The organism is Pectobacterium sp. CHL-2024 (assembly GCF_044751765.1).
Classification (GTDB): Bacteria; Pseudomonadota; Gammaproteobacteria; order Enterobacterales; family Enterobacteriaceae; genus Pectobacterium; species Pectobacterium brasiliense.
In genome coordinates this window covers 19,856-36,972 of the sequence record NZ_JBIXKO010000021.1, presented here as the reverse complement: position 1 = coordinate 36,972, position 17,117 = coordinate 19,856, and the positions used below count along the sequence as shown (strand labels likewise).

13 protein-coding genes are annotated in these 17,117 nt (G+C 56.2%); 6 read left to right on the top strand and 7 right to left on the bottom strand.

Annotated elements, in window-relative coordinates:
• Positions 1-79 precede the first annotated feature (79 nt).
• The 6 genes from folK to thpR all read right to left on the bottom strand — a co-directional run bounded on the left by folK (position 80) and on the right by thpR (position 5,384).
• Positions 80-655: a 2-amino-4-hydroxy-6-hydroxymethyldihydropteridine diphosphokinase gene (gene folK, locus ACIPUG_RS19585; protein ID WP_400339859.1), complete on the bottom strand. Its 576-nt coding sequence runs from the start codon at positions 653-655 to the stop codon at positions 80-82.
• Complete coding sequence (gene pcnB / locus ACIPUG_RS19580; protein ID WP_400339870.1) at positions 652-2,064, bottom strand: polynucleotide adenylyltransferase PcnB; 1,413 nt, start codon at positions 2,062-2,064, stop codon at positions 652-654. The genes folK and pcnB overlap by 4 nt, the downstream gene beginning before the upstream one ends.
• A gap of 139 nt (positions 2,065-2,203) precedes the next feature.
• Complete coding sequence (gene gluQRS, locus ACIPUG_RS19575; protein ID WP_104209501.1) at positions 2,204-3,136, bottom strand: tRNA glutamyl-Q(34) synthetase GluQRS; 933 nt, start codon at positions 3,134-3,136, stop codon at positions 2,204-2,206.
• Between the two features lie 128 nt (positions 3,137-3,264).
• Positions 3,265-3,720 carry an RNA polymerase-binding protein DksA gene (dksA, locus tag ACIPUG_RS19570; protein WP_005969032.1) on the bottom strand — a complete coding sequence of 152 codons (456 nt, stop codon included), beginning with the start codon at positions 3,718-3,720 and terminating at the stop codon, positions 3,265-3,267.
• Positions 3,721-3,987: 267 nt separating this feature from the next.
• The gene (gene sfsA, locus ACIPUG_RS19565; protein ID WP_014916279.1) at positions 3,988-4,692 is read right to left on the bottom strand and encodes a DNA/RNA nuclease SfsA; all 705 of its coding nucleotides are present in this window, start codon (positions 4,690-4,692) and stop codon (positions 3,988-3,990) included.
• A 161-nt stretch (positions 4,693-4,853) separates the two neighbouring features.
• Positions 4,854-5,384 (bottom strand): RNA 2',3'-cyclic phosphodiesterase, encoded by a 531-nt coding sequence (thpR, locus tag ACIPUG_RS19560; protein WP_400339858.1) that lies wholly within the window; start codon positions 5,382-5,384, stop codon positions 4,854-4,856.
• Between the two features lie 92 nt (positions 5,385-5,476).
• On the opposite strand from thpR, the gene hrpB reads away from it, so the two are divergent.
• The 5 genes from hrpB (at position 5,477) to fhuB (ending at position 14,885) form a co-directional block, all read left to right on the top strand.
• Positions 5,477-7,939: an ATP-dependent helicase HrpB gene (gene hrpB, locus ACIPUG_RS19555; RefSeq protein ID WP_400339855.1), complete on the top strand. Its 2,463-nt coding sequence runs from the start codon at positions 5,477-5,479 to the stop codon at positions 7,937-7,939.
• A gap of 102 nt (positions 7,940-8,041) precedes the next feature.
• Positions 8,042-10,522: a bifunctional glycosyl transferase/transpeptidase gene (gene mrcB / locus ACIPUG_RS19550; RefSeq protein ID WP_039504096.1), complete on the top strand. Its 2,481-nt coding sequence runs from the start codon at positions 8,042-8,044 to the stop codon at positions 10,520-10,522.
• Between the two features lie 599 nt (positions 10,523-11,121).
• On the top strand, positions 11,122-11,919 hold the full coding sequence (fhuC, locus tag ACIPUG_RS19545; protein ID WP_277456352.1) for a Fe3+-hydroxamate ABC transporter ATP-binding protein FhuC: 798 nt from the start codon (positions 11,122-11,124) through the stop codon (positions 11,917-11,919).
• A 16-nt stretch (positions 11,920-11,935) separates the two neighbouring features.
• Complete coding sequence (gene fhuD / locus ACIPUG_RS19540) at positions 11,936-12,862, top strand: Fe(3+)-hydroxamate ABC transporter substrate-binding protein FhuD (RefSeq protein ID WP_400339852.1); 927 nt, start codon at positions 11,936-11,938, stop codon at positions 12,860-12,862.
• Positions 12,855-14,885 (top strand): Fe(3+)-hydroxamate ABC transporter permease FhuB, encoded by a 2,031-nt coding sequence (fhuB, locus tag ACIPUG_RS19535; RefSeq protein WP_400339849.1) that lies wholly within the window; start codon positions 12,855-12,857, stop codon positions 14,883-14,885. The genes fhuD and fhuB overlap by 8 nt, the downstream gene beginning before the upstream one ends.
• Before the next feature lie 42 nt (positions 14,886-14,927).
• Here the strand turns inward: fhuB and ACIPUG_RS19530 are convergent, their stop codons facing one another.
• Positions 14,928-15,518: a LysE family translocator gene (locus tag ACIPUG_RS19530; RefSeq protein WP_039317790.1), complete on the bottom strand. Its 591-nt coding sequence runs from the start codon at positions 15,516-15,518 to the stop codon at positions 14,928-14,930.
• A 135-nt stretch (positions 15,519-15,653) separates the two neighbouring features.
• Here ACIPUG_RS19530 and ACIPUG_RS19525 point away from each other — a divergent pair, with 135 nt between their 5' ends.
• Positions 15,654-17,117: a PLP-dependent aminotransferase family protein gene (locus ACIPUG_RS19525; RefSeq protein WP_400339846.1), complete on the top strand. Its 1,464-nt coding sequence runs from the start codon at positions 15,654-15,656 to the stop codon at positions 17,115-17,117.

Sequence of the window (17,117 nt, the reverse complement as noted above, 5' to 3'; positions counted from 1 at the left end):
AATTGAGGGGGACATTCTAATGTAAGCCGACGTGTAGCGATATACCCGTCGCGCTTCAAGTTACAGATGGGGGGGATGATTAGTGGCCGAATGTTCCGGTCAGCTTCTCGTCATCATACGGTTTAGTATCCCGTTGTGTATTATCCCACTCTTTATTATCCCGTTTTTTATTATCCCATAAGGTCAAACCGTTGCGGTCGACATGGGTTAACCGCTGGGCGAGGGTTTCACCATCGGGGAACGTCAGTTCAGGGGCGATTTCTGCGAGCGGGTAGAGCATGAATTCACGATTCTTCATGTCGTAATGCGGCACGGTCAGACGTTCAGTCTGGATGATGGCATCGCCAAACAGCAGAATGTCCAGATCCAACGTGCGCGGACCCCAGCGATGTTCCTTGCGTTCGCGACCTTGTTCCAGCTCGATAGCCTGTGTGTGATCCAGCAGTGATTCGGCCGCCAATGCGGTTTCCAGTTCAACGACGGCGTTGAGGTAGTCTGGTTGATCCTGCGGGCCGAGCGGACGGCTACGATAAAATGAGGAGCAGCAAACGACGCGAGTGTGTGGAATCGCGTCCAGCGCAGACAATGCTGCGCGCACCTGTTGCAAAGGCTGGGCAAGATTGCTGCCCAGCGCCAGATACACACGGATCGTCATGCTTGATCTCTGCGTGCCGCTGTCGGTTTACGCGGTCGACGAGGGCGGGAACGACGGTGTGGTGTCGGGCCGTCATCCAGCGATTTCAGCATGTTTTGCTGACGCGGTGGTGCGGCAACCTGGAACTCTCCCCACCACTGAGCCAGACGCAGCAGCTCCTGATGGTTTTCGATTTCGGCACGCAGGCAAAGCAGGTCATACGCGGCGCGGAATTTAGGGTGTTCCATCAGCTTATAAGCGCGTTTACCCTGACGACGAGACAGACGCGTTTGCAACTGCCAAATATCACGAACTAAAGACGTAATACGCTTAGGAATGGCCAGAGAACGGCACTGTTCATCCAGTATATCGTTCATCGCCAACGAGAAGGCATCGAAGTAAGCCAGACCGCTTTCCTGAGTCAGTTTTTGTGCATGTTCAACCAGCGGATACCACAGCATGGCGGAAAACAAAAACGCCGGATTGACTCGCATGTCATTTTGCAGGCGCTGATCGGTATTTTTCAGCACCTGTGCAACCATGCGCTCCAATGTGGAATCGCCGTTTGGTGTGAAGTAGCGACTCAGCAGCGGGAAAAGCGGCTGGAACAGCTGGTATTCACACAGCATTTTATAGGTTGGATAGCCATAGCCTGATTGAAGCAGCTTCAGCGACTCTTCAAACATGCGCGCCGCAGGAATATCGTGCAGCAATGAGGCCAGACGAGGAATCGGCTCAGCGGTTTCCGGGCTGACCGTCATGTTCAGCTTGGCGGCGAAACGGACGGCGCGCAGCATACGCACCGGGTCTTCACGGTAGCGTGTTTCGGGATCGCCAATCATACGGATGACGCCCTGACGCAGATCGTTCAGGCCATCGGTATAGTCACGTACGCTGAAATCAGAAATGCTGTAGTAGAGGCTGTTGATCGAGAAATCGCGGCGCTGGGCGTCTTCTTCAACGGAACCAAAAATATTATCGCGTAACAGCATGCCGCTTTGGGCCTGCTGAGAGGAGTTTTTGATTTCTTGCTGTTCCTGATGCTGTTCGTGGTGACCACGGAACGTGGCAACTTCAATCACCTCTGGCCCGAACATGATGTGGGCGAGACGGAAACGGCGCCCGACCAAACGACAGTTGCGGAATAATTTGCGCACCTGATCGGGTGTGGCGTTAGTGGTGATATCAAAATCTTTCGGCTTTTTGCCCAGCAGCAGATCGCGTACGCCGCCGCCAACCAGATAAGCCTCGTAGCCCGCTTTGTTCAGGCGATAAAGTACTTTCAGCGCGTTATCGCTGATATCGCTGCGTGAAATAGTATGTTGGTCACGCGGAATCACCGTCAGATGCTGGCGCGGTTCCTCTGATTCGACCATTTCGTTCTCACGATTCAGTACCTTACGACAAAAATTAGCAACTCGGGAAAAGATAATACACCTCGATAGTGATGGATAAATCAACGGCACAGCAAAAAATGTCTGGGAAACGTTTTTGACGTCGACCCAGCGACGGCCTGCAAATGTGACGGCCAAAGAGAGTGCGTCACTAAAAATAGCGGCTAATCATAGCTCACCAATGCCCCTTTGAGAATGCCGATGTGATCGCGGACGGGTTTATTGCCGCCTGTAACGGAACAACATCAAGGGACCAGTGCGCGACAGACCAGGCCAGAAGTGCAGAAAGCGTCATCTCCTGACCGTTCTCCGGCAGCGGTTGGTTCAAGAACTGCAGTGCGGCCAGCAGCACGGGACGCGGATCGCTATTCGGCAGTGCTGGTGCATGATTCTGCTTGGAAAGTTTATTGCCCTCGGTATTCAGCACCAGCGGCAGATGAACATAGGTAGGGATCGCGTAGCCCAACTGCTGATAGAGCGAAATTTGTCGCACTGTCGGCTCGATCAGATCGGCACCGCGCACGATCTCCGTAATCCCCTGATCGTTATCGTCGACCACGACGGCCAGATTATAGGCAAACAGCCCATCGCGGCGGTGGATAATAAAATCTTCCTGCGCGAGTGCCGTGTCGGCATACAGCTCGCCACGCAATTTATCGTGAAAGTGAAATACTGGCATTGTCTGGCGCAGGCGTAGCGCGGCGTTATCGGAGGGCAGGTTACGCGTCCGGCAATAACCGTCATAGTGTCCACCTAGCTGCTGAATACGGCTACGCGTACAGGTGCAGTAGTAGCTCACTCCCTGCTGTCGAAGCTGCTGAAGGATCTCTCGGTAACGCGCATGCCGCTGTGACTGGTACATCACCTCGCCGTCCCAATACAGGCCGTAATGTTCTAATTGTGCAAGGATACGGGAGGCTGCGCCGGGAATTTCCCGTGGCGGGTCGATGTCTTCAATGCGTACCAGCCAGCGCCCTTGTTGGGAACGCGCTTGCAGATAACTACCTAGTGCGGCGATCAGTGAGCCAAAATGCAGGTCACCAGAAGGAGAGGGAGCAAAACGCCCGACGTAACGATGCGTTTCGGTGAAGCCAATTGTTCCAGACATAAGAGGTTGATGCTATCTCGTCAGCGTTTTATCCAGACAGAAGATAGAGTGATGAACATCATTCATCAGCGGTAGCGTTCCTGGAGTCGGCCCCCGCGACGGGCAGGAGCCGATTCTGGACAGGAAAATTAGCCTGCCATTTGCTTTTCGCGTATCTCTGCCAGCGTTTTGCAGTCGATACACAGATCGGCGGTCGGACGTGCTTCCAGACGGCGGATGCCAATCTCGACGCCACAGGATTCACAGAATCCGAAATCCTCATCTTCGATTTTCACCAGCGTTTTGGCGATTTTCTTGATCAGCTTGCGCTCACGGTCACGGTTACGCAGTTCGAGACTGAACTCTTCTTCCTGCGCTGCGCGATCCACGGGATCCGGGAAATTAGCGGCTTCATCGCGCATGTGCGATACCGTACGATCCACTTCATCCATGAGTTGGTTGCGCCATGCTTCAAGAATACGCTTGAAATGAGCCAGCTGAGCGTCGTTCATATACTCTTCGCCCGGCTTCTCCTGGTACGGCTCTACTCCGGCAATTGCGAGAATGCTCAGAGAAGATGTCTTACGGTTTTGCCCTTCTTGCATGTTGCTTCTCCTACATAACACGACACGCATAATACCCTTTTATGCAGTGAAATTGCGGCGTTGTTGGCCATAACTTCAGCTATCTGGGTATATCGGCCCCCAAAGGGGGAAAAAACAGGCCGCTATAAATAGCAGATGAAGATGGGGTTGGCAATGCTTCCTGACACCGGCCTGATAAAGTGTGAGGAACAACCTGCTTACATTAAATAATAAACAATGTGTTACGCCTTTAGTGGTACGTTCGGCGTGTTATGCAATGCTTGTACGTCATCCCAACAACGGTAGCTTATGCGTCAATGTAATACCGTCAGGGCATAATGTGGAGCCGTAACATAAAATTTCAACCCCTGCCCGTTGTGCTTCTGTAAATAATTCCGCATAGCGTGGATCGATATGCCGGGCGGGAGAAACCTGCTGAATGCCTGAATGGAGCACGGCGAAAAAAAGGACTGCGCGTTTTCCATTGGCAACCATTTGTTGCAGTTCACGCAGATGCTTTTGCCCTCTGAGTGTCACCGCATCGGGAAAGTAACCACATTCATGTTGCAATAATGTGACAGATTTCACCTCAATATAGCAGTCAATCCTGTCCGGCGCCTGTAAAAGCAGGTCGACTCGGCTATTTTCCGTACCGTATTTTACTTCCGTTTTTACGTCCGGGTAGCCTGCCAGCTCTTCTATGCGATTCTCCAATAAGGCTTCGTACAATAATGTGTTGGCACGCAGAGTATTGACACAAATCCAGTGATTTTGTTGCGTTTCAGTCAGTTCCCAACTCTGGGCATACTTACGCTTAGGGTTATCCGATGTGGAGTACCAGACAGTATCGCCCGGCGTTGCACAGCCCGTCATCGCACCGGTATTCGCACAGTGCAGCGTAAGCGTCTCGCCTTCCGGGGTCACGACATCGGCCAAAAAGCGTTTGTAACGTTTAATCAACCGGGCAGGTTGTAAACGTGGGGTATAGTTCATGCGTATCCTGTTTTGTTCGTTTATACCCGTCATACTTCAAGCTGCTTGTTCGTTGGCTGCCCTTACTTACCCCAGTCACTTACCTGTGTAAGCTCCTGGGGATTCGCTCGGTTGCCGCCTTCATGCAACTCGAATTATTTAGGGTATATCTAACTATTCTCTTATTTAATAAATGGCCAGCTTTCCAACTGTTGATAGCGGGTTTTGCCATTGTCGAAAAGTGACTCGTAAAGCGAAAAGTGCGTCATGTCGACCTGCCAGCTAAAGGTGGCGGGGGGAATCGCAACGGGGCGAGTCGCGCCGCGCAATAGTGTAATGTGCGGGTGAAACGGTAATGCCGTTTGATAGCAGCCGCTGCGTGCCGCCTGAGAACGCAGCAGTTCCGCCAACTGTAACAGCCCGCGCGGTGCACGGCGGCAACCCAGCCAGACCACGCCAGGGCGCGGCCAGTGTCCGGCGTCATTCAGCGTAAGGGAAAAGGCGGGCTGACGGATGCGGCTCGCCAGCGTTTGCAAAACCTGCGCTTTTTGCTCGCTGACATCGCCTAAAAACGCCAGCGTCAGATGAAGATTGGCCGCCGCGACCGGACGACCGGCTTCCAGAGGGAAGTGCTCGGCACGCCAGCGGAGAATCTCTTGCTGTGTGGTTTCCGGCAGTGATAAGGCAAAAAACAGGCGGCGTGTGGCTGACATGGCGATCTCTCTGTTCTGATTCCATCAGATGCTACATTCATCCAGATGCTACAATGCTCGCCGCTGAAAGTTAACTTTATACGGAGATGTCTGTGATTTTACCGCCCGTCAGCGCCGTGCTGGATGATGTCATAACGGCGCTACATACCGCGCCTCAGGTGCTGCTTAATGCGCCAACAGGGGCGGGGAAATCGACCTGGCTGCCGTTGCAATTGCTGCAACAGGGCAATGTGAACGGGCGAATCATCATGCTGGAACCGCGCCGTCTGGCGGCGAAGAGCGTGGCCTGGCGGCTGGCGCAGCAGCTCGGTGAAGAACCGGGGCAGACGATAGGTTATCGCATGCGGTCGGAAAGCCGCGTGAGTGACGCAACGAAGCTGGAAGTCGTCACCGAAGGGATGTTAACCCGTTTGCTGCAACAGGATGCGGAACTGCAAGGTGTGGCGCTAATCATCCTTGATGAATTTCACGAGCGCAGCGTGCAGGCTGATTTGGCATTGGCACTGCTGCTTGATGTGCAGCAAGGGCTGCGTGAAGACTTAAAACTGCTGATTATGTCCGCGACGCTCGACAATGCGCGGCTGGCGGCGCTGCTGCCGGAAGCCGTCTGCGTGGTTTCTGAAGGTCGCAGCTATCCGGTTGAACGGTGTTATGCGCCGCTGAATAATCAGGAGCGTTTGGAAGAGGGCGTTGCGCGGCAGGTGCGGCGTTTGCTCAGTGAAGAAGACGGCTCGCTGCTGCTGTTTTTGCCCGGTGTCGCGGAGATTCGCCGCGTGCAGGCGCTGCTGGAAAATAGCGTATCGAGCGAGACGGATCTCTGCCCTTTATATGGGGCGTTGACGTTGGCGGAGCAGCAAAAGGCGATTCTGCCCGCGGAGCCGGGTCGCCGTAAGGTGGTGTTAGCCACCAATATTGCTGAAACCAGCCTGACGATTGAAGGGATCCGGCTGGTGATGGATAGCGGCCTTGAGCGCGTAGCTAGCTTTGATGTGAAAAGCGGCGTCACGCGACTGGTGACGCAGCGAATCAGTCAGGCGTCGATGGTGCAGCGCGCCGGACGTGCCGGACGTTTAAGTCCCGGTATTTGCTGGCATCTGTGCTCACGTGAACAGGCAGAACGCGCGGCGGTGCAAAGCGAAGCCGAAATACTGAACAGTGATTTAAGCAGCGTCTGGCTGGATTTATTACAGTGGGGCTGTACCGATGTGGCGCAGTTAACCTGGCTGGATACGCCACCCGCTCCTGCGCTTTATGCCGCACGCCAACTGCTGCGCCAGCTTGGTATTACCGATAAACAAGATCGGCTGACTGCCGAGGGGCGGAAGATCGCTGCGCTAGGCTGCGATGCCCGACTGGCGACGATGCTGTATGCCGCGTCACAGCAAGGTTCAGATGCATTGGCAACTGCCGGATGTCTGGCGGCCATCCTCGAAGAACCGCCGCGTAGCGGGTCGATCAATCTGGCTGACTGGCTGCATCGTCCATTGCCGCACTGGCTACGGCGGGCAAAACAGCTGACGCGCCGTTTATCGACGGCTTCGGGGCGCATTGACGGCGGGGAAGCCGACTGGCTGCTGGCACAGGCTTTTCCCGACCGCATTGCCCGGCGGCGCAGTCAGGATGGACGCTACCAGCTTGCTAACGGCAGCGGCGCGATGATGTCGGCTGATGAGGCGTTATCAGGCACCGAATGGTTGCTGGCTCCAGCACTGCTGCAAAATGGTCGATCAGCACAAAACAATCAGAACGCAGAGGCACGGATCCTGCTGGCGTTGCCGCTGGATATTGAGCGGCTGGAACGGCGGCTACCCGGACTAATAAATGAACATAACGTGGTGCACTGGGACGAAGAAAAGGGTACTCTGCGCGCCAGCCAGCGTGACCAGATAGGCTGCCTGGCCCTGCGAACACGCCCGCTGAACAAGCCTTCCGATGAAGCTTTGCAGCAGGCGTTGTTATCCTGGATTCGGGAGCAGGGGATTGATGCATTAAACTGGGACGCCACGGCGTTGCAGTTACGTGCCCGGCTACAGTGTGCTCAGCAGTGGTTGCCTGAGCTTGACTGGCCGCGAGTGGATGATGACGCGCTGCTGGCGACGCTGGACATCTGGCTACAGCCGTCACTTGTCGGCGTGCGTGATTTACGGGCGTTGCACCAGATCAATTTGAGCGATGCACTACTGCGGCTGTTGGACTGGTCGCTGCGCCAGCGGCTGGATAGCGCGCTGCCCACGCACTACACGGCACCCGGCGGTAGTCGCTTGCCTATCGCCTATTATGACGATAAGCCTCCGGTACTGTCGGTGCGGATGCAGGAAATGTTCGGTGAGCAGCAGAGCCCGCTGCTGGCGGAAGGGCGTGTGGCGCTGGTATTGGAACTTTTATCACCCGCACAGCGACCACTACAAATTACGCGGGATTTAGCCGCATTCTGGCAAGGCACGTACCGCGAGGTGCAAAAAGAGATGAAGGGGCGTTACCCCAAGCATGTCTGGCCGGACGATCCGGCGAATACGGCTCCGACGAGACGTACCAAGAAATATCAGAACCACTAATTTCAGACGTTTCCGCTTTCCCAAACTAGGGGCTGGAAACAGAGTAGGCGGCTTGAGCGCAGAGCGGATAGCCGTGAACAACCTGACGGAGAAGTGATTGTAATGTCTCGGGATGACCGCGAACCTATCGGACGCAAAGGGAGAGCGCCAAAACGTAAGCCTGAACGCAAGCAGGCCATACGACGTCGCAGGGATGACGACTATGATGATGAAGATTATGACGATTATCAGGACGACTATGACGACGATGATGATTACGACGGCGATGACACCATGACGCGTAAACCGCAGAGAAGACGGCGCTGGCTGGGGCTGGCGATTAAGCTGTTCCTGATCTTTGCCGTGGCGATGGCGATCTATGGTGTGTACCTCGACAGCCAGATCCGTAGCCGTATTGAAGGCAAAGTCTGGCAGTTGCCGGCCGCCGTCTATGGCCGCATGGTCAACCTTGAGCCGGGCATGGCCTACAGCCAGAAAGAGATGATCAGCCTGCTGGAAGGCATGCAATACCGTCAGGTGAGCCGCATTACCCGTCCGGGTGAATTCAGCGTGCGTGGCAACAGCATCGATATGCTGCGTCGTCCGTTTGATTTCCCCGATGGGAAAGAAGGGCAGATTCAGGCACGTCTGACGTTTGCCAACGATCGCCTGTCGCAGATCCAGAATCTGGACAACCAGCGTAACTTCGGCTTTTTCCGCCTCGATCCGAAGCTGATCACCATGATGCAATCGCCGAATGGCGAACAGCGTTTGTTTGTGCCGCGTGCCGGTTTCCCCGATCTGCTGGTTGATACGCTGGTCGCGACCGAAGATCGCCACTTTTATGAACATGATGGTATTAGCCTGTACTCCATTGGTCGTGCGTTCTTAGCGAACATCACGGCGGGGCGCGCGGTTCAGGGCGGCAGTACGCTGACGCAGCAGCTGGTTAAGAACCTGTTCCTGACTAACGAGCGTTCGCTGTGGCGTAAAGCTAACGAAGCCTATATGGCGCTGATCATGGATTATCGCTACAGCAAGGATCGTATCCTTGAACTGTATCTGAACGAAGTGTATCTCGGTCAGAGCGGTAACGATCAGATCCGCGGCTTCCCGCTTGCCAGCCTGTATTACTTTGGCCGTCCGGTGAATGAACTGAGCCTCGATCAGCAGGCGCTGCTGGTGGGGATGGTGAAAGGGGCATCGCTGTATAACCCGTGGCGTAACCCGCAGATTACGTTGGAACGACGCAATCTGGTGCTGCGTCTGTTGCAGAATCAGCAGGTTATTGATGCCGATCTGTACAACATGCTGAGTGCGCGTCCGCTGGGCGTACAGCCGAAAGGTGGCGTCATCAGCCCGCAGCCGGCGTTTATGCAACTGGTGCGTCAGGAACTGCAACAGCGGCTTGGCGACAAGGTTAACGATCTCTCTGGCGTGAAGATTTTTACCACGCTCGATCCTGTCTCGCAGGATGCGGCGGAAAAAGCGGTGGAAGTTGGGGTTCCGGCACTGCGTGCAGGGCGTAACGTCAGCGATCTGGAAGCGGCGATGGTGATTGTCGATCGCTTCAGCGGCGAAGTCCGCGCGATGGTTGGCGGTTCTCAAACGCAGTACGCCGGGTTTAACCGTGCGCTACAGGCGCGTCGTCCCGTCGGGTCGTTGGCGAAGCCGCCAACCTACCTGACCGCGCTGAGCCAGCCGGACACCTATCGTCTGAATACCTGGCTGGCGGATGAACCGCTGTCGATCAAACAGCCTAACGGGCAGGTGTGGCAGCCGAAGAACTACGATCGTGAGTTCCGTGGCCGCGTCATGCTGGTCGATGCGCTGGCGAACTCGCTGAACGTCCCGACTGTCAATCTGGGTATGGCCGTGGGGCTGAATCAGATTACGGAAACGTTGAAGCGTTTAGGGATCCCGGAAAACGTGATTCAGCCTGTACCGGCGATGCTGCTGGGTGCGATCAGCCTGACACCGATGGAAGTGGCGCAGGAATACCAGACGATCGCCAGCGGCGGCAACCGCGCACCGCTTTCCTCGCTGCGTTCGGTGATTGCTGAAGACGGTACGGTGTTGTACCAGAGCTTCCCGCAGGCGGAACGCGCGGTGCCGGCGCAGGCGGCTTATCTGACGCTGTATGGCATGCAACAGGTTGTCGAACGTGGTACGTCGCGTTCGCTGGCGGTGAAATTCCCGAATTATCATCTGGCGGCGAAAACCGGTACCACCAATGACCTGCGTGACAGCTGGTTTGCTGGGATCGACGGTAAAGAAGTGGCGATTAGCTGGGTAGGGCGCGATAACAACGGTCCGGCCAAGTTGACTGGGGCGAACGGTGCGCTGACGATTTATCGTCGCTATCTGGAAAACCAAACGCCGCTGCCGTTAATGCTGACGCCGCCGGAAGGCATTACGACCATGACGGTGGATGCCAGCGGTAACTTTATCTGCAACGGCAGCAGCGCCGGACGCGTACTGCCGGTCTGGACGGATAATCCGCAGGCACTGTGTCAGGCGAGCCAGCCACAGCCTTCAGCGCAGCAGGACCAGCAAAACGGAGAAGGTGTCGCTGATTGGATCAAACAAATGTTTGGTCAATAATCTATCGATGCTTCAACTGGTTGCCGTCTCTTAGCCATATTTTTATGCAGCCTGAGAGACGGTTTCGTGCGCTTACAATACGGTTATTTCATGCTACCTCGTAGCACGCGCCCGACACGAGGCGACTCAAACGCCGCCGCCCCGTGACCCCAGGCTTTCGGCGGAAATTATGCCGCTGACGCGGTACCTTCGTCGGTATCTGGCTTAGCGGACCGCTTGCGACACGTTCCCGACGTGGCGCAAGCTTTCGCCGCGTCCTGCGGCTCATCCGAATCCAGCTACCGCCTCAGCATAATTTTTTACGCCTGACCACGGCAAAAACCGCGATACTTCCAGACTTGTGTATAAGGAACAGGATTAATTTGGGGGTATTTTTTTGTGCCTACCGTTTTCCGAGAAGGGTCATGCCCTGCCTGACACTGCTTTTCTGTTCACGCTACTCTGGAGCTGCCCGGTAAAAGTCTTGCGATTGGTATTCTGTTGCGCCTATCATGCTGCCTTTATCGTAATCATTATCGTTCTCTTTTAGACTGACGATTACGGGAATAGTGAATTCTGCTCACCCCTTTCCTTCGGTGACATGACAAACCAAAAGCGCTATGCAAAATCAAACTGTACTGCCTGATACCACTTTCAGACTGGACGACGTCAGCTTTTCCGTCGCCGGACGCACGCTGCTACATCCGCTCTCTATCACGTTCCCCGTCGGGAAAGTCTGTGGTCTGATTGGTCACAATGGCTCAGGCAAATCGACATTGCTGAAAATTCTGGGGCGCCATCAGCCCGCTAGCAGCGGTACTGCTCTGCTGGGCGAACAGGCGATCGGAAGCTGGGACAGCAAATTGTTCGCTCGTCAGGTAGCTTATTTACCACAGCAGCTTCCCGCTGCCGAAGGGATGACCGTGCGTGAGCTGGTTGCCGTAGGGCGTTACCCGTGGCACGGCGCATTAGGCCGCTTCGGTAGCGCCGATCGGGAAAAGGTCGAGGAAGCCATCACGCTGGTGGGGTTGAAACCGTTCGCAAACCGTCTGGTGGATAGCCTATCCGGCGGTGAACGGCAGCGAGCCTGGCTGGCGATGACGGTGGCGCAGGATAGCCGCTGCCTGCTGTTGGATGAACCGACCTCCGCGCTGGACATTGCGCATCAGGTTGAGGTTCTGGCGCTGATTCAGCGCATGAGCCGCGAGCGTGGCATCACCGTCATTGCGGTATTGCATGATATCAATATGGCTGCACGCTACTGCGATCATCTGGTGGCGTTGCGCGGCGGTAAAATGATTGCGCAGGGTGAGCCTGTCGCGCTGATGCAAGGGGACGTGCTGGAAAATATCTACGGCATTCCCATGGGCACTTTGCCTCATCCGGCGGGTGGCGCGCCGGTCAGCTTCGTTTGTTAACTCGGTTTTTCTGCTCATGATGCCTGAATTTTTTTCTTCTCCATCCTCTCCCGATCCGCTACGCCGTCGTTTGCTGACGGCGCTGCTGCTGTCACCGCTGGTTTATTCGGCGGCGAGCAGGGGAGCGACTGCCACATTCCCCGATGTAAACCGCATTGTGGCGCTGGAGTGGTTGCCTGTTGAACTGCTTCTGGCGTTGGGCATCACGCCCTTCGCAATTGCAGATAAGCATAACTACAACCTGTGGGTGAAAGAGCCCGCGCTGCCTGAATCGGTAATTGATGTGGGGCTGCGTACCGAGCCTAATCTGGAATTGCTGACGCAGATTCGCCCATCGCTGATTCTTTACTCTGAAGGTTACGGCCCTTCAGTCGCAAAAATGTCTCGTATTTCTCCGCTGCTGGGCTTTGGCTTCAGCAACGAACAGGGAAAACCGCTGACGTCGGCACAGGCCTCTGTCATGAAACTGGCCGATGCGCTCAATATGAAAGCGGCTGGCGAGCAGCATCTGACAGAGCTTGCGCAGTTTCTCCAGCAGGAAAAAATCACACTCCAGCCTTACACCCAGCGGCCGCTGTTGCTCATTACGCTGGTCGACAGCCGCCATGTGCTGGTGATTGGCAAGAACAGCCTTTTTCAGGAGGTGATGGATCATGTCGGGATAGAAAATGCCTGGCGTGGTGAAACCAGCTTCTGGGGCAGTACGATTGTGGGTATTGAGAGTCTGGCAGACGTCGGCGATGCCAACGTGCTCTGCTTCGAGCATGGCGATAGTGCCATCAGCGCGCAGCTTGATAAGAACCCGCTCTGGCAGGCCATGCCGTTTGTGCGTAATCAGCGTTTGCAGCGCGTGCCTGCCGTCTGGCTGTATGGTGGAACGCTCTCGGCGATGCGCTTCTGCCGCGTATTGAATCAGGCGCTGGAGGCGAGAAATCATGCCTAATCCTCTGTCTGTCGGTGCCTCGCACGCGCACAAGCACGTTGCTCATCCGCTGGTGCTGCCAGTGGTACTGATTGGTTTTCTGCTGATCGTGATTCTAGGGATGGGCAGCTACAATTTGCAGCAGCAATTACCGGTGTCACAGTGGCTTGAGGGGCTGACTCAGCCTGCCTTGAATAATATGCCGCAGTTGCTATTTCACTACAGCCTATTGCCGCGCATGGTGCTGGCGCTGCTGATTGGCGCGGGGCTGGGGCTGTGCGGCGTGCTGTTCCAGCAAGTCTTGCGTAATCCGCTGGCTGAGCCATCAACGCTGGGGATCGCCACGGGCGCACAGCTCGGGATCACAGTGGTCACACTGTGGGCGCTGCCGGGTGGCGCATGGCTCCAGCAGGTCGCGGCCATGGCTGGGGCGCTGGTGGTTGGTGCGTTGGTCTTTGGCGTCGCTTGGGGCAAGCGTTTATCGCCCGTGACGCTGATTCTGGCGGGGCTGGTGCTGAGTTTCTACTGTAGCGCGGTCAATCAACTGCTGGTGCTCTTCCATCATGAGCAGCTTCAGGGCCTGTTCCTGTGGAGCAGCGGCGTGCTGAACCAGCAGGACTGGAGCAATGTGCAGTTTGTTCTCCCGCGTCTTCTTGTGTGTTTCTGTCTGGCGCTGCTGCTGATTCGTCCGCTAACGCTGCTGGGACTGGATGACGGCGTCGCGCGTAACTTGGGGCTTGGGCTGTCGCTGGCACGTCTGAGCGCGCTTGGGCTGGGGATTTTCCTGTGTGCGCAATTAGTGAATGCGGCAGGCATTATCGGTTTTATCGGCCTGTTTGCGCCGCTGCTGGCGAAAATGCTAGGGGCTCGGCGGTTACTTCACCGTCTCTTATTAGCGCCGCTGCTGGGGGCACTGCTGCTTGGCGTTACCGATCAGGGCGTTATCTGGCTGAGCCGCGTGTGGCTTGACGTTCCAACGGGTGCCGCGACGGCGCTGATTGGTGCGCCGCTGCTACTGTGGCTCTTGCCGCGCCTGCGTAATAGCGGTCAACCTGCGATGCTCGACAGCAGCAGTACACCGACGGCTGAACGTCGCCTGTGGGGAACGTGGCTGGTACTTGGCGTCATGCTGCTGGGAATGGTGGTGATTACGGCGCTGATGTTAGGGAAAGATGCCGACGGCTGGCAGTGGGGCGGCGGTGATGTGTTAACGCAGTTGCTCTCATGGCGCTGGCCTCGGGTGCTGGCGGCGTTAACCGCTGGAGTGATGCTGGCGGTGGCGGGAACGCTAATACAGAAGCTGACGGGCAACCCGATGGGGAGCCCGGAAGTGCTGGGGATTAGCTCTGGCGCATCGTTTGGCGTCATTATTTTGCTGTTCTTCATTCCCGGCAATGCGTTCGTGTGGCTACTTCCGGCCGGTAGTGCGGGTGCGGCGCTGACGCTGTTGGTCATGGTGATGATCGCCGGACGCGGTGGTTTCTCCACGCAGCGTATGCTGCTGGCGGGGATTGCACTGAGCATGGCGTTCACCACCGTCATTGCGCTGCTGCTGGCCAGTGGCGATCCGCGCATGGGAACCGTGTTGACCTGGCTGTCGGGCTCAACCTATGCGGTTGAACCGACGGACGCGATACGCACGGCGGTGATTGCCGTTCTGCTGCTGTTGATCGTCCCGTTGTGTCAGCGCTGGCTGCGTATTCTGCCGCTTGGCACTACCACAGCCAGAGCGCTTGGCGTGGCCGTTACGCCGGTTCGTCTGCTGGTTTTGCTGTTGGCATCGGTACTGACCGCGATGGCAACCCTGATGGTCGGGCCGATGAGCTTTGTGGGTTTAATGGCACCCCATATGGCACGGATGCTGGGTTTTAGCCGCGTGTTACCGCAAATTGCCTGTTCGGCATTGATTGGCGGTGCGCTGATGGTAATGGCAGACTGGTTTGGCCGGATGATCCTCTTTCCGGCGCAGATCCCGGCGGGGCTGCTCGCGACGTTTATCGGTGCGCCTTACTTTGTTTATCTATTGCGTAAACAGGTGAAATAATGCGGGCATCGGCGGGGAGGGAAGCCCGCCGATGCCGTGTGATTAGCCCGAAACGTTAATAGCTTCGACCAGCATCCAGAACGTGGTGAGCACCAGAGAAAGCGCCATGATGCCGTTGAAGGCTTTCAGTTTCCACGGTTCCTGAAGATGTTTACCGATGCGATCGCCGAGTAGTGCCCAGACTAAAATACAGGGTAGATTGAGCGCCATAAAGGCGACCATCGTGGTGAAAATACCGTTGCTGGCGGTATACAGCAGCGCGATGTTGCTGGACATCAGCCAGGCTTTCGGGTTCACCGCCTGAAATAGCGTCCCTTGCAGTACGGTCATCGGCTGTACTCGCCCTTGTAATTCTGGTGCCGATGAGCGCACGATTTTCCACGATAGCCACAGCAGATAGACGCATCCCAGCACGGTAAGGGGGAGGCGGATCGCGCTCAGCCAGTTCAGCAAAAGCTCCAATGCCACCCCCATCAGCGCCGTTTGTAGCGCGCAGCCAATTAAAATACCCATCAGCATCGGCAACGTACGACGCAGACCAAAATTGACGCCTGATGTCGCCAGCAGCAGATTATTAGGCCCCGGCGTGATGGACATGACGGTGACGTAGCTGAAAAAAGAAGGGTCGAGCATGGTGTTATCCTGATGATGGGGGAGAACACTATGGTAGGCAGAAAAAAGAAATGGTTACAGATACACAAAATGATTATTGTTATGGGTACAAAATGCATTAACTATTAACTGTACTCATCGGCTGGCGGGGGAACTGTGTCCATTATCGACTCACAAGAAAGTACGCTCTATCAACAGCTCGCGGAAACCTTCGCCACGGCGATTCATCAAGGGACATTAGCGCCGGGAAGCCGTCTGCCTTCTATTCGCCGCGTTGCCGGTTCGCATCAGGTGAGTGTCAACACGGTGTTGAATGCCTGGCGCATTCTCGAAGATCGCGGGTTGATCGAAGCACGGCCGCAGTCCGGCTACTTTGTGCGAGGACGTCTGCCGTCGCTGACGGAGAGCAAGCCCCACCGTGCACAGGTGATTGTGCCGGGCAGCGAGCAACTGGATCTGATTGATACCGTTTTTGCTGCTCAGACGCACCCGGATTACATCAACATTTCTCTGGCGTGCCCGCAGCATGCCGATTTCTATCCGACCGAAAAGATCAGCCGTATTGCGGCTTCCTTGCTGCGAAGACAGCCCGACCTGATTGGTCGCTATGCGCTGCCGCCGGGCAGTGAACGGCTGCGGCGCGAAGTGGCGCGGCGGGCGATGGATTTGGGTATGACATTGACCCGAGAGGACATCACGATCACCCACGGCTGTATGGAAGCGCTACAGCTGGCGCTACGCACGGTCACGCAGCCGGGCGACTGTGTGGGGCTAGAAACGCCAACCTATTTTTATCTCTTTCCTCTGCTTGCCAGTCTGGGATTGAAAACGGTGGAAATTCCCACCGATCCGCAACGTGGTCTTGCGCTGGATGCACTGGAACTGCTGCTGTCAGAACAGCGATTACAGGCGATTATCGCTATGCCGAACGCCCAGAATCCGTTGGGATGCAGCATGACGCTGGCCGATAAAAAGCGGCTGGCAAAGCTGGTGAATGACTATCAGATTCCGCTTATCGAGGATGGGCTATACAGTGAACTTCAGTTTACCTGGCCGCTGTCGCCGACGGTGAAAGCCTTCGACCGCGACGGATGGGTGATTTACTGCTCCAGCTTCACGAAAACGCTGGCACCGGATTTTCGTATCGGCTGGATGGCATCGGGCCGTTTCCGTGCCAAAGTGGCGCGGCTGAAAGCGGTCTCGTCAATGGCGGAATCGGCGCTGCTATCGGAAACGCTGGCGCAGTTTCTGGAGTCCGGCGGTTACGACCACCATCTGCGCACGCTGCGTCGCCGCTATGCCGCGCAGATGGATGAAGCGCGTGGGCTGATTGCCCGACATTTTCCGCAGGGAACACGCGCGACGCAGCCGCAGGGCGGCTTTGTCTTCTGGCTGGAATTACCGGGCGGTGTGGATGGCGTTGAGTTATTCCATCGCCTGCTGCAAGAGCGGATTTGCGTCACGCCCGGCGAACTTTACACGCTGAGCGGTCGCTGTAAACATGCGCTTCGGCTATCGTGCTGCTACCCGTTTGATGAACGCTACACCTATGCGCTTAAGCGCGCGGGGGCGCTGGCCTGTGAGATGAGCGGCATCGAGCCGGGTAGCGTAGCGTTATGA